The sequence below is a fragment of the Ruegeria sp. BI12 genome (genome assembly GCF_056537985.1).
Genome location: NZ_JBQFSL010000001.1, coordinates 1,077,412 through 1,089,657, shown reverse-complemented (window position 1 = coordinate 1,089,657; position 12,246 = coordinate 1,077,412). Strand labels below are relative to the sequence as shown.

The following is a 12,246-nucleotide window of genomic DNA, read 5'->3' as shown; positions in this document are numbered from 1 at the left end:
GGACCCTTACTGCGTTGACAGAGCTTTGCCCAAACGCGGAAGACGGGCTTTTTTCATCAGCGCGCGCAGGTTCCATTGATCACCCGACAGGCGATTGGCTTCGGCAAGGACGCGGTTGGCTGTGTCGCCCATACCGTCGGGGTCGGATTGCCAAAAGCCTTGCAACAGACTGTCCGGATCGCGGCGGTCCAGCCCTTCTTCCGCCAAGATGTTTCGGGGGAAATCCTTGGCATTGACTGTAACGATCACGTCTGCCGAAGATGCCACGGCGGTTGCCAGAACATGGATATCTGCAGTGTCCGGCAGCCAGAGGCGTTGTTCGACATTTGTTACTGCAGGAAATTCTGCTTTAGGCCATTTGGCTTGCACCAGTGCAATTTCGGCACGGGCCTGCGCCTCGCCCACAGGGCCCAGCTTTCGGGCCGCGCGCGCCCATTCTTCGAGGATACGCGCCGACCAGACAGGCGTGAAATGGCCCAGTTTGGCCGCGCCTAACAGCATCTCTCGCATCACCGTAGGATAGATGACGCAGGTATCCAGAACTGCCTTCACAACCGGTAGAACACGGCTTTGAGGTAACCGCTTTCCGCCAATTGCGGCAGTTGCGGATGGTCGGGACCGGCAAACCCTGTATGGATCAGTTGCGCCTGTCTTCCTGCACGGCCAATCCCGCGAGACGAGGCGTCGCGGAACCGGCCCAGATCGGCCGCGTGTGAACACGAGCACAGACCCAGATAGCCGCCGGGTTTGACCAGAGCCGCCGCCAGACGGGCCACTCGTTCATATGCACGCAGGCCCGCGTCCAGGGCTTGTTTCGAAGGCGCGAAAGCTGGCGGGTCGCAGATGACGACATCGAACTGCGTGCCTTCTTCGCCCAATTGGGTCAGGACTTCGAAGGCATCTCCCTGGCGGGTCCGGAACTTGTCTGCAAAACCAGAGGCCTCAGCCCCTTGGGCCGCAAGGTCCAGCGCAGCTGCAGACCCATCCACTGACAGCGCCTGCCCTGCACCACCGGCCAGCATGGCCAGTCCGAAACCACCCACGTGACTGAACACGTCCAGCACCTGCGCGCCCGGTTGCACCAATCGCGCGGCGAAAGCATGGTTGGGCCGTTGGTCGTAGAACAGTCCGGTTTTCTGGCCGCCAGTCAGATCGGCCATATAGGTCGCGCCATTCATCGGCACTGATAGCGGCGCATCTGGCGCGGTGCCGCGCAACGTAACGTTCACGTCGTCCAAGCCTTCCAGCCCTCGGGTTCTGCCTGAGGCGTTTTTGAGCACGGTTGTCACGCCTGTCACAGTGACGAGTGCTTCGGTCAGAGTTTCCAGATGCACCTCGGCCCAGGCTGCATTGGGTTGGATCACACATGCATCTCCGAACCGGTCGATGATGACACCTGGAAAGCCGTCCGCTTCGGCATGGATCAGACGGTAATACGGGGCCTCGAAAAGACGTTCGCGCATCTCGAGCGCGCGGCGCAGACGGGTTTCGAACCACGCGGCATCCAGTTGCCCGTCCAGATCGCGGTCCAGAACGCGGCACATAATTTTGGAGTCCGGGTTCACGGCAACCAGCGCGATGGGCGCCCGTTTGTCATCCTCAAGCACCGCCAATGCGCCTGCCGGGATCTTGCGCGTCCGTCGGTCGGTCACGATGTCATTGGCATACACCCAGGGAAAACCGTGGCGCAGGCCACGTGCGTTGGCTTTGGGTTTCAGGCGGATACGGGGGCGGTCGGCAGTTTGGGTCATGACGCCCTCATAGTCGCGAACGCACCAAGGGAAAAGCCCTAGCGGTCGCGCGATCGCCAACCGCCCCGTCGCTTGGGGGTTTTGGCGGATTGCAACCCCTCGGCCAAAACCTGCGTCATCGGGTGATTGGCGTCCTGCTGGGAATAGGCGGCGTGCAGATCAATCAACGCCTGCGACTGATCCCGTTCCGGAGGCAAGCTCAGCGCCCAGTCCAGAAAAATGCTGCGGCACTCTGGCAAAGTGATACCTTCAATCCGATAAGCTTCGCGGATCAACCCTTTGTGGTCATTTGGGTCCTTACTCTGCGCCATCTTCCTCACCCCTGATCACGCCACCAATAATCCCAGCAGCCGTGCTGTAGTTGTCTTGCAATGCGCCGTGCAGCTGTTCAACCTGCTCAAACCCGGTCGCCCGGCAAAGAAAGGCAGAGCCGCCTTCGCCGACCTTGTCGGCCTCAATGAGCTTGCCGGACAACAGACGCGCCGCGCATTGCACGGACCAGCATAGGTCGTAGCAGTCCTTCAGCGTTTGCGCCTGAGCGACGTCCAACAAACCAGCAGCGACGGCTCCATCCAATCCGGAATGCACATCACGCTGCGCCACACCCGACAACAATGCCCCGGTTTCGGCCATCAGCTCGATATCCATCATTCGGCCCGGGCCGTTTTTGGCATCCCAGATCCCGGCTGGCGATTTGGCTGCAGCCAAGCGGGCACGCATGTCGGCCACTTCGTGCAGGACCTTCTGCCGGTCGCGCGGTTGCGACAGCAAGTTTGTGCGGAACGCCTCGATATCTTGGGCCAGACCGCCATCTCCGGCGATCACGTGAGCCCGTGTCAGGGCGAGATGTTCCCAAACCCAGGCCTCGTTTTGCTGATAGTTGGTAAAGCTGGCCCAGCTTGTCGCCACCGGACCCTGATTTCCAGACGGGCGCAGGCGCATATCGACCTCATACAAACGCCCCTGCGACATCGGCGCGGACAGCGCCGTGATCAGCGCCTGCGTGAAACGCGCGTAGTAGGTGCGAGTGGCCAAAGGACGGGGCCCCTCGGACGTATCCTGATCCAGAGGATCATAGATCACGATCATATCGAGGTCGGATTGCGAGTTGATCTGCCCTGCCCCAAGCGAGCCCATGCCCAGCACGGTTGCACCACGTCCCGGAGCAGGTCCATGTTTGCTGGCGAACTGCGCGGACACGCGCGGCAGGATTGCGGCGATCACAGCACTGGCAAGCTCAGCATATTGTCGCCCGGCTTCTTTGCCGTCGATCAGCCCACGCAAATGATGAACACCGACGCGGAAATGCCATTCCTTGCACCAGCGGCGCGCCAGATCCAGCTGGCTTTCGTAATCCGTTTCTTGCGAAAGTGCCTGATCCAGATCAGCCTGCAACGTGGCCTGCCCGGGCCAGTCGCTAAAGAAGCTGCCCCCAATAACCGCATCAAAAACAGACGCATTGCGCGACAGATGGGCCGCAAGCGCGTGAGATGTGCCGACGATATCGATCAGAAGATCAATCAAATGAGGGTTGGCTTCGAACAGGGAAAACAACTGAACGCCAGCGGGTAAGCCGGACAGAAAACCGTCCAGCGCCCGCAGAGCTTCGTCCGGTTGCGCCGTTTTTGCCAGTCGCGATAGCAGCTCGGGCTTCAGTCGTTCGAATATGCGCGCGCCACGTTGTGATCGCAGAGCGGGGTATGTCGTCCAGCGGGCCAGAACGTTCTGGTCAAAATCCGCCTCACCGACCGGAGCGCGCGTTGATGAACCGGGGGCGAAAAAACCCTCGGTAAGCTCGTGCACTTCCGTCAGGCGTTTGGTCAGATCATTTGTCAAATCCGCAGTGTCGATCCCCATCAGGCAGGCAACGCGTTCAATCCCATCACGCGATTGCGGCACCTTGTGGGTCTGGGCGTCATGGACCATTTGTATGCGATGCTCGACCTCGCGATGGGCGCGGTAATGATCAGTCAGCTTGTCTGCCACGTCCCGCGGGACCCAGCCTTTTTCAGCCAGCGCCGCCAAGCCGGGTACGGTTCCACGAACGCGCAGGTCCGGGTCGCGGCCACCGGCAATCAATTGGCGTGTCTGGGTAAAGAACTCAATCTCGCGAATGCCGCCCTGCCCCAGTTTCATATCATGGCCCGGAATACTCAGTGCACCACCTGTTCCCTTGTTCTCGCGTATACGCAAACGCATGTCGTGAGCGTCCTGAATGGCGGCGAAATCCAGATGTCGCCGCCATACAAACGGCCGCAGCGTGTCCAGAAACCGTTGTCCGGCCGCAATATCGCCGGCGCAAGGGCGCGCCTTGATATAAGCCGCGCGCTCCCATGTGCGGCCCAGGCTTTCATAGTACCGCTCGGCTGCCTCAGCCGCCATGCAGACTGGCGTGACCGCCGGGTCCGGGCGCAAACGTAGATCGGTGCGGAATACATACCCGTCCGCAGTCTTGTCGCTGAGAGTGGCACAGAAATTGCGTGTCGCCCGCACCATGCCCTGCCGCGCTTCGTAGAAGTCATCGGGGTCAAACCGCGTCTCATCAAACAGGACGATCAGGTCGATATCCGAGCTGTAGTTCAACTCGTGCGCGCCCATCTTGCCCATCGCCAGGATAATCAATCCGGCTGCAGTCTCGACATCGTCCGGCTGCATCCCCGGTAGCTTACCACGCCGGATCAGGTTGGCGATCTCGGTCTTGGCCGCCACATCCGCCGCCAACGCGCCAAAATCGGTTAGCGCTGCGGTCACTTTCTCTAGCGGCCAAGCGCCTGCCAGATCTGCCAGAGCAGTCAGCAACGCCATCCGGCGTTTGGCCAGCCGTAGTCCCGGCTTCAATTGATCTGGCGGCAGTTCTCGTGCAACCCGCAGCACGTCGGCCAGCGCGTTATCAGGCTGATGCAGCGCCGCGGCCAGCCAATCCTTTTCGTGGTCAATCAAGCTTTTTAGATAGGGGCTGGAACCGGCCGTCCCCGCAATCAACTCACCCTGTTCGGGTGTAATGCCACCGACCGACGCGCGTGCTTCGTCGCCCAGTGATGGATCGAACGCACGCGGCAGCCGCTGAATGGAAAGCGGCCCGCTCATTTAGCCTCCAACGGCGTATCCTGGCTGAAACTGTTGACCCAAACGTCATGCCGCCGTTCCCAAAGGGAAGAGATCAGCATCGCCTCCCAGTTTTCATCGCCGGGTCGTTGATAGTTCGCCCGATACGATAGCAAAACAACATCCGAGGTCAGAACCCGCAACCGCGTATCGCTCAATTCATAGCGCGCCATCGTTGGCGCGTCGGCAAACTGTCCGACATGATCGTCCCGATTTGCAAATCCGGTCGGATAAACCCCAAGGAAATCTGCACTCAGCAAAGCCCGGTCCGCGGCTGCATTGCCTTCCATAAGGGCAGTCCAAACCTGCTTTTCCAGGTTTAGAATTTCATCCAGTGTCGGGGGTGTCGTGTTTTCAACATGTTGCATAGGCGGAAAGTGCGCCCGTTACGCAGCAAGGTCAACCGCAGCAAATTACAAAATGTAAATCATTTTCACATTACCCCCTTGCAACCCCCGTTTAAGTCCCCATCTAGTCAATGTGAACGCAATTTACATCAAACCCGGAGAACCCAAATGACCGCATTGTCCGACCACGCCGTCCCACAAAATCCGGGGTGGCTCTCTCGTGCCGAAGCCTGGATGGATGACAAGGGCAAAGGGGCCTGGATCGCCGCCATGGTCCTTGGTTTCATCTTTTTCTGGCCCGTCGGCCTGGCTCTTCTGGCCTATATGATCTGGAGCAAACGCATGTTCAGCAAATCCTGCAGCCGTCGAAAATCCTGGCACAGCCACATGAGCGCGATGAAGCCATCGGGCAACAGCGCATTTGATGCCTACAAGTCCGACACCTTGGCGCGGCTGGAACGCGAACAACAGGACTTTGAGGCCTTCTTGCGCCGCTTGCGTGACGCAAAGGACAAAGCCGAATTCGACCAGTTCATGGACGAACGCGCCCGCGAAAACAGCGATGACGCTGAAAACGGCGAACGCGCCTAAGCAGACCTTGCCCTGTCCCGAATTTCGGGACAGGGTGTCCAAAATCTCACCCGGAAATCAAAATATGACGCACTTGCCTGACCCAGACCGACAGCCTGAATTCTATCAGTCTGTCGCAACCAAGCGTTTTTTCGCCTGGCTGTTCGACATCGCCTTTATCTCTCTGCTGTGTACCGTAGCCATCCTGCTGACCTTTGGTCTGGGCTTTTTCATACTGGCCCTCATCTATGCCGTCGTCAGTTTCGCCTATCGCGTCATCACCATCGCAAACGGCTCGGCCACACTAGGCATGCGCTTTATGGGGATCGAGCTGCGCGATTCATTCGGATCCCGGATGGATTTCGGTAAGGCAGTAGCCCACACAGCCGGTTACTTCGTCAGCATGGCATTTCCCGCCATTCAGATCATCTCGGTCATCATGATGCTGACCAGCGCGCGCGGTCAGGGCCTTACCGATGCGTTCCTTGGAACGGTCATGATCAACCAGCGCGCGTAAAAAATTCAACAGCGTGAATCACTTGGCGGTTTTGGGATCGGTTGTTATCATCTGATCCCAGGAGACACAGATCGTTTATGCGACACACGCTGCCAATCGCGCCACAATTCTATGTGACGGCCCCACAGCCTTGCCCTTACCTTGAGGGCCGGATGGAGCGTAAGTTATTCACGGCACTTCAAGGGGAAGGTGCAGATCAGCTGAATAACGCATTGTCCCAACAAGGATTTCGCCGGTCGCAAAATGTGCTTTACCGACCGTCCTGTTCCGACTGCGCGGCTTGCCTGTCCGCGCGGATCGACGTTTCTGCCTTCCGCCCAAGCAAAAGTCAGAAACGTGCGGCTAAACGCAATGCCTACCTGCAACGCAGGGCAAACTCACCCTGGGCAACGGATGAGCAATACGAGCTCTTCCGACGCTATCTGGACACCCGCCATGCGGATGGTGGAATGGCCGATATGGACGTTTTCGAGTTCGCTGCAATGATCGAAGAGACCCCGATCCGCAGCCGGGTCGTGGAATATGCCGATTCCGAAACCGGAGATCTGATCGGCGTCAGCCTGACCGATGTTCTGGATGACGGCCTCAGCATGGTCTACTCGTTCTACGACCCTCAGCAACCGCAGAGCTCGCTGGGCACCTACATGATTCTCGATCACATCGACATCGCGCGCGAGGCCGGGTTGCCCTATGTTTACCTTGGATACTGGGTGCCGGGCAGCCCCAAGATGGGCTACAAAGCCCGTTTCTCCGGGCTCGAAGCCTATTACCGGGGCGAGTGGATCAGTGTGAACAATCCGTCCGAGCTGACAGAGTCCAGCCATCACCCCTTGTCCACCGCACCCATCGCGGAACAGGTGGCCAGCATCCAATTGCCCGACCGCCACCCCACCAAAGGCTGATAGCCCCATGAACCAGACCCTTTTTGCGGTCACCCTTGTGGTGCCCGACTACGACGAAGCGATCGCGTTCTATACACGAACACTCAATTTCACGCTGCTTCAGGACATCGATCTTGGTGATGGAAAACGCTGGGTCCGTGTCGCGCCACCGGGAACGGGCGACGGATCAATACTTTTGGCCCAAGCAGTTGGACCAAGCCAGATTGGTGCCGTGGGCAATCAAACCGGCGGGCGCGTCAGCTTTTTCCTGCAAACGGATGATTTCCGGCGTGACCACGCTGCAATGACTGCCGCGGGGGTCCAATTTGAAGAGGATCCGCGCAATGAGCCCTATGGCACCGTCGCTGTCTGGCGGGACCCGTTTGGAAATCGCTGGGATCTGATCCAGTTCACCTGATCGGAGCTTCATCTGGTCCAAAAGTATCCCGGGGATGAATTGGCCGCCGGCCAAGAAGGGGCAGCACCCCTTCCCCGAATACCAAAGCAAAGGGGGCCAAAAAGGCCCCCTTTTTCTATTGGATCATCTTCTCCGGATCAGTTCGGGATTAGGTCCGGTACAATGGTCACGATCGATGGGAAGAACCACAGGATCGCAATCCCGACCACTTGAATGATCACGAACGGGATAATGCCGCGATAGATGTGGCCTGTTGTAACTTCTTTGGGTGCAACGCCCCTAAGGTAGAACAGCGCAAACCCGAAGGGCGGTGTCAAGAACGATGTCTGCAGGTTCACCGCCACCATAATTGTCACCCATTTCGGATCGAACGAGCCTCCGTAGATAACAGGACCAACAATGGGGATCACGATGTAGATGATCTCGAGGAAATCCAGCACGAAGCCCAGAATGAACAGAACCAGCATCACGATCAGGAAGACCGTGAACTCGTTGTCAAAACTGCGCAGGAACTGCTGAATATAGTGCTCACCCCCGAACGAGATCACCACTAGGTTCAGCAGTTGCGATCCGATCAGGATGGTAAACACCATCGAGGTCACCTTGGCCGTCTCTCGCACAACAGGCGTCAGAACACCGCTGGTGAACAGAACCCAGCACCCAAACAGCAGGCCGAACAGAGCGTAAATATAAGCACCGTAAGCAATTATAAAGGCGACCCAGGTCTCAAAGTTCACATTGCTCTGATTGATGCGCAGATCAAAGTTCACGCCCATCAGCAACGCGATTATCACGGCAAACGTGGCCCAGATGATCACCTTACCGGAACGCTCCTGATCCTGCAGCTTGCGATAGGCTGCCAGCATGATCGCTCCGCCCGCCCCTAGCGCTGCCGCTGGAGTTGGGTTGGTCACACCGCCCAGGATTGAACCAAGCACCGCGATGATCAGAACCAATGGTGGGAAGACCACCCGGATCAGATCGTTCGTGGCACATCGAGCCGCCGCCTCTTTGCACCCATATATTGCCAAGGCAAAGGGCAAAGCCAGAAGGACGAAAGTCAATCCCGAAGACGTTGTCGGTGCAATCAACAGAATATCAACCAGCAACATCAGAAGCAGACCAATCGCCCCTAAGATCAACGGCTGCGTCGGTTTGGACGGCGCAATGCCGCGACCCATGACCAGCGTGAGCCCCAACAGAACAACCATCACTGCAACGCCGGTGCCAATGGGCGCAGCTGCGGCGATCTTGGCTTCGCGCGCCGCGGCCAGTTCCTCTTCGCTCAGGCGTTCGGCATTGGCAACTCCGCCTGCGGCGTCAATCGCCTCCTGCTCGGACACGGCCTGATCCCAGGCGGATTGTCCATGCAGCTCGATCATCGAAACCTTGCACTCCTCGGAAACATTTGTGCGCAGCGACGCACCCGTACCGATGTCAGAGAACGCGGAGACGTTGATGTTCTGGCTGCCAATGACCCCCGAGCTTCCCAGCAGGACCGCGCCAACGATCAGAGCCACAGGTGCGCCAAGCAACCAGGTCAGACCTTCACTGCGCGTTATCGGTTCACCGCTGCCGCCAGATATTTCGACCGCAGGTGCCTTTTCCGGGTTCAGCAAGGCATAGCAAAATGCGTAAATCGCATAGAGTAACGCCAACATGATCCCGGGCAACAAAGCCGCCTGGAACAACGTACCAACAGAAACCACTGCAGGTTCACCCAGATAAGTCAGCGCGTCGGTACAGCCTGCGTCCTGGGCTCGGGTTTCCTGTGCGGTCGAATAAAGGTCGCCCGCCAACGTGCCCAAAAGAACAATCACAATGGAGGGCGGGATGATCTGCCCCAAAGTACCCGACGCCGCGATCACACCCGTCGCCAGTTCCGGCGAATAGTTGTTTCGCAACATGGTCGGCAAAGCCAGCAGGCCCATTGTGACCACCGTGGCGCCAACGATCCCGGTCGAGGCCGCAAGAAATGCGCCTACGACCACAATCGATACGGCCAGACCACCCGGCAGCGGCCCAAATACGCGCGCCATGGTTGTCAGCAAGTCGTTTGCGATTTTCGAGCGTTCCAGCGTGATGCCCATCAAGACGAACATCAGCACAGCCAGCAAGGTTTCGATGGATTGCCCCGCCAGAACCCGCTCGTTCATGCGGTTCACGATGAACGATACGTTGCGGTCCAAAGCGGTTTCCCACCCCTGCACAAAGACCGGCTCAGCGATCCTTGGTAAGTCGGGGTATCGGAACACAGATATTACATCGGGTTTGACGCCCGAGTTCACAACATCCCGATAGGCTTGCGAGCCTGTGTCGATCGCCTGGTGGATCAGCAGCCCGGCACTGTCCAGCGCCGCGATGATCCCAAATGAGATAATTCCTGCGCCACCGATGGCGAACGCCACCGGAAAGCCGGAAAGAATACCCCCGAAGAGGCAGAAGAATACGATAATGAGGCCTATCTCGACGCCATCAAGTCCGAATAACATAGTCTGGGTCTCCGTCCCTAATGTGCGCCTTCGTAGGCTTCTTCGCCCTCACCAAGGCTGTCCTTGTCGAGGTATTTTCCAACGCTGTCCGGTCCTTCCACAAACTCCAGATACGAGCGGTACAGGAATGCGATTGCGTGCAGGAACACCATGGCCGCAAAGGCCACCAACAGAATCTTAAACAGGAAGTATCCGTTGAACCCGTTTGGGCTGAATCCGATGGTTTCGACGTTCCAGCGCAGCGCGCGGGATTTCATCACCAGACGGTCCAGCGTGTCGCTGGCCGAAGGTTTCGGCACGATCAGGTGCCGCCACATGAAGTACCAGCCATACATCCATGTAAGCACTGCCATTGGCATCATGAAGAAAACAGCACCCAGCATGTCGACCACGCGCTTGGCGCGGTGGCTGATGCCGGCATAGATAAGGTCAACGCGTACATGACCGCCTTGCACGAATGTGTAAGTGCAGCAAAGGCAGACAACCATCGCGTTATACAGTTTCAGTTCTTCGGCAAACCAACTGATATCCATCTGAAACGGGATACCCAGGCCAAAGGACATATCCGGGCGGGTAAACACGCGCTGCATGAACACGATAACGATCTGCTGAATGACCATCAGCAAACCGGCCCACGCAAAGAACCGCCCGGTAGTATTGGCGAACCCTTCAAGGACCCGCACCATCCCCCACATGAAATTCCGGTAATACAGACCGATGGCTGTCAGAACCAGAAAGAGGGTGAAAACCACAAAGAAGAACTCGACCGATCCACCGTAATAGACAAAGCGCATGATCGCTTCTTTGTCCGACCAGTTCAGCCAGAGTTGCGGATGCGTGATGGCGTATCCGAAATTAAGGAAGGCTTCGGCAATGTTTTGAACGAACCACAAAAGTCCGTTCCACAGGGCGCCGAAGAACGAGATACCGTTTTCGTCCTGCATGTTGTCCCCAGGTCGTATCAGTTGCACTGCTGATTATAGCGGTTTGATGGGTCCGCGCATACGCAACAGAGAGAGGTTTCCCCGCGTAGGCGGAGAAACCATTTGATCGTTTGGAAAACGTTTAGCCGCGGACGCGGTCGCGCTGTGCGGTGTAAACACCCGACGACAGGTTGTTCCACGCGGACGACGCTGCCATCGACTCCATCGCGCTGTCGTGGATCTTCTTGAACAGCTCGTCGCCCATGTTTTCGTCCAGAACTTCCTGGCTGGCCTGACCAAAGGCATCCCAAACCGCGTCCGGGAATTCCATAACCTTGACGCCACCCGACTGTAGACGCTGCAGGGCTGCACCGTTGTTGGCCAGGAATTGCGCCAGGTTCCACTGGTGCGCTTCAGCTGCCGCGATTTCGATGATCTTCTGCTGCGCAGGTGTCAGGCTGTCGAACACTTCGCGGTTGGTTGCCAGAGACAGACCAGCGCCCGGCTCGTGGAAGCCCGCGGTGTAGTAGGTCTTGGTGATCTCCTGGAAACCGGCCTTTTCGTCCGCCCAGGGGCCGATCCACTCGGTGCCGTCGATCGCACCCGAGGACAACGCCTGATACACTTCCGAACCCGGGATGTTCTGAACGGATGCGCCCAGTTTACCCAGTGCCTGACCGCCAAGGCCCGGCATACGGAACTTCAGACCCTGGAAGTCTTCGGGGCCGTTGATCTCTTTCGAATACCAGCCACCGGCTTGCGCACCAGTGTTACCGGCCAGGAACGACTTCAGGCCAAAGATCTGACCCAGTTCGTCATGCAGCTCCATGCCGCCGTCGTGGTAGTACCAGTTTACCAGTTCCTGCGCAGTCATGCCGAACGGAACAGCGGTGAAGAAGGCATAGCCCGGGTGCTGACCCACAAAGTAATAGTCCGCCGCGTGGTACATGTCGGCCTGACCCGACGAAACCGCGTCAAAGACCTCAAACGCACCAACCAGTTCGCCGGCGGCTTTGATGTCAACGGTCAGGTTGCCGTCCGACATTGTGGTGATGCTGTCGGCGCAACGCTGAGCGCTGTCGAAAACACCAGCCAGGCCGCGACCCCACGAAGTGACCATGGTCAGCGTGCGCTTGCCCTGCGCATAAGCCGGCGCCGCCAGTGTGGTGGCTGCAGCTGCCGAGCCGCCCAGAGCAGATGTTTTCAGAAATGAACGACGATCCATATGAGTGTTCCTCCCCT

At 58.1% G+C, this 12,246-nt stretch carries 12 protein-coding genes; 4 read left to right on the top strand and 8 right to left on the bottom strand.

Features of this window, described 5'->3' with window-relative positions:
- Positions 1–6: 6 nt before the first annotated feature.
- Genes ACR0AK_RS05635 through ACR0AK_RS05615 form a run of 5 tightly spaced genes read right to left on the bottom strand, consistent with a single transcriptional unit; the run spans position 7 to position 5,224 of the window.
- Positions 7–552 (bottom strand): RSP_2648 family PIN domain-containing protein, encoded by a 546-nt coding sequence (locus tag ACR0AK_RS05635; protein WP_480792658.1) that lies wholly within the window; start codon positions 550–552, stop codon positions 7–9.
- Positions 549–1,751, bottom strand: a complete 1,203-nt coding sequence (locus tag ACR0AK_RS05630) for an RSP_2647 family RNA methyltransferase (RefSeq protein WP_480792657.1) — start codon at positions 1,749–1,751, stop codon at positions 549–551. The genes ACR0AK_RS05635 and ACR0AK_RS05630 overlap by 4 nt, the downstream gene beginning before the upstream one ends.
- A 38-nt stretch (positions 1,752–1,789) precedes the next feature.
- Entirely contained in the window at positions 1,790–2,062 is a 273-nt protein-coding gene (locus ACR0AK_RS05625) for a hypothetical protein (protein ID WP_170564386.1), read from the bottom strand.
- On the bottom strand, positions 2,049–4,838 hold the full coding sequence (locus ACR0AK_RS05620; RefSeq protein WP_480792656.1) for a [protein-PII] uridylyltransferase family protein: 2,790 nt from the start codon (positions 4,836–4,838) through the stop codon (positions 2,049–2,051). The genes ACR0AK_RS05625 and ACR0AK_RS05620 overlap by 14 nt, the downstream gene beginning before the upstream one ends.
- Entirely contained in the window at positions 4,835–5,224 is a 390-nt protein-coding gene (locus tag ACR0AK_RS05615) for a DUF4440 domain-containing protein (protein ID WP_480792655.1), read from the bottom strand. Before ACR0AK_RS05615 ends, ACR0AK_RS05620 begins: the two co-directional genes overlap by 4 nt.
- A gap of 147 nt (positions 5,225–5,371) precedes the next feature.
- Between ACR0AK_RS05615 and ACR0AK_RS05610 the strand changes: the two genes are divergently transcribed.
- From ACR0AK_RS05610 to ACR0AK_RS05595, 4 genes are all read left to right on the top strand, one after another.
- A complete protein-coding gene (locus tag ACR0AK_RS05610) occupies positions 5,372–5,794 on the top strand; it encodes a DUF2852 domain-containing protein (RefSeq protein WP_170564395.1) in 423 nt (140 codons plus the stop codon).
- Positions 5,795–5,858: 64 nt separating this feature from the next.
- Positions 5,859–6,290, top strand: a complete 432-nt coding sequence (locus ACR0AK_RS05605; protein WP_480792654.1) for an RDD family protein — start codon at positions 5,859–5,861, stop codon at positions 6,288–6,290.
- 77 nt (positions 6,291–6,367) lie between these two features.
- Positions 6,368–7,192 carry an arginyltransferase gene (locus tag ACR0AK_RS05600; RefSeq protein WP_170564401.1) on the top strand — a complete coding sequence of 275 codons (825 nt, stop codon included), beginning with the start codon at positions 6,368–6,370 and terminating at the stop codon, positions 7,190–7,192.
- Positions 7,193–7,199: 7 nt separating this feature from the next.
- Positions 7,200–7,589, top strand: a complete 390-nt coding sequence (locus tag ACR0AK_RS05595; RefSeq protein ID WP_480792653.1) for a VOC family protein — start codon at positions 7,200–7,202, stop codon at positions 7,587–7,589.
- Between the two features lie 137 nt (positions 7,590–7,726).
- Here ACR0AK_RS05595 and ACR0AK_RS05590 read toward each other — a convergent pair whose 3' ends face one another.
- The 3 genes from ACR0AK_RS05590 to ACR0AK_RS05580 form a co-directional block, all read right to left on the bottom strand.
- Positions 7,727–10,081, bottom strand: coding sequence for a TRAP transporter large permease subunit (locus ACR0AK_RS05590; RefSeq protein WP_170564407.1), 2,355 nt, complete (start codon positions 10,079–10,081; stop codon positions 7,727–7,729).
- A gap of 17 nt (positions 10,082–10,098) precedes the next feature.
- Entirely contained in the window at positions 10,099–11,025 is a 927-nt protein-coding gene (locus tag ACR0AK_RS05585) for a TRAP transporter small permease subunit (RefSeq protein WP_170564410.1), read from the bottom strand.
- A 121-nt stretch (positions 11,026–11,146) separates the two neighbouring features.
- Positions 11,147–12,229: a TRAP transporter substrate-binding protein gene (locus tag ACR0AK_RS05580; protein WP_170564413.1), complete on the bottom strand. Its 1,083-nt coding sequence runs from the start codon at positions 12,227–12,229 to the stop codon at positions 11,147–11,149.
- Between the last annotated feature and the right edge of the window lie 17 nt (positions 12,230–12,246).